Source organism: Nitrococcus mobilis Nb-231, assembly GCF_000153205.1.
In the GTDB taxonomy this organism is placed as follows: domain Bacteria; phylum Pseudomonadota; class Gammaproteobacteria; order Nitrococcales; family Nitrococcaceae; genus Nitrococcus; species Nitrococcus mobilis.
The window spans coordinates 1-1,139 of record NZ_AAOF01000041.1; the positions used below are offsets into that span (position 1 = coordinate 1).

1 protein-coding gene is annotated in these 1,139 nt (G+C 47.8%); it reads right to left on the minus strand.

From position 1 onward, the window contains the following. Nucleotides 1-170 precede the first annotated feature (170 nt). Nucleotides 171-581, minus strand: coding sequence for a hypothetical protein (locus NB231_RS00035; protein WP_004998464.1), 411 nt, complete (start codon nt 579-581; stop codon nt 171-173). Nucleotides 582-1,139 lie beyond the last annotated feature (558 nt).

Consider the following 1,139-nt stretch of genomic DNA (forward strand, 5'->3'; position numbering starts at 1 on the left):
TTTCGTTTCAGCCAGCAAGCCAGCTCCGTATAGCACCGCGATAGTGCCAACGACAAACACGACAAGCGCGATGCCGCTGATCACTGCGTCCAACAGGTGTTTGTTGTCCATACGTTTCTCCTAACGTGAGCAAGAGTTAAGGAGGACCGAAGCCCTCCCACTGTGGCTGATTAGCCGTACTTTTTCTTGAAGTATGCTTTCTTCTCGTCACTAAGCTGAGCTGAGCGGCGCTTCTTATCGCGCGGTTCCCATTTCGTGCCGTTGATTGATTCGTGAACATTAAGATCAATTTCGTGCATCTCCATCAGAATGTCTAGCTCTACATCAAGACCATCAAGTTTGTGGGAGGAAGGTTCTAAACCTCTGGCTTCCTTGTCCTCATAGTCAATCAATGCTTCTGTAATTTGACGACGTTTGTAATCAACCGCACCTTTGCTGTTGTAACAAGCGCCGCTTGCAACTGATAACAGAAAATATTCATTAGCTGCTTCACCAGTTTTGGCCTTGTGTGAGGCTTCAACGTAAGCCAGTGCAGACTGCTTGCTCTTGATCAGATTGGATGTGATATTCTTCGTAACCATGTCATGTTCTCCTAGTAGTTTTCCAAGTACAGCAACGGCTCACCCGTTGCTCCCCTCCTGATAACACGATCTCCAAACCGCGAGCTCTTGCTCGTGGCTTGAAGTACGCAATGAGGGCTTTAGCCCCCTGTAAAGACGGAAGGTTTATACAACTAAGCGATGCCCACTACTAACCAATTTGCCGCGCAAGCGAATAGCAAATTGACAAAGAATGCGTGGTTAACAGCATCGCAACAGCAAAAATGAATGAAAGCCGTCTTTATCATTGCGAACTTTTTGGCGTCGTGTTTCAGATAGAGGGGGGCATCGGGTGAGTCGGGGATGAACGCTAGGAAAACGACCGACGGAGAACCTTGACTGGTTGCGGAGAATTGAGCAGCCGATCTGGTCAAGACAGCAAGCAGGCGGCACTGGCCCCAACGTTGAAGCTGATCACAAGGTCAAAACCCTTCTACATATGCAACTAATGAATATTCTTCTACCTTTGTTATCAGTTGTAAGTGGTGCTTTTTGCGGCAGCTAAGGTGCCTGATTGCAAACGTCTGGAATATCAGAGGC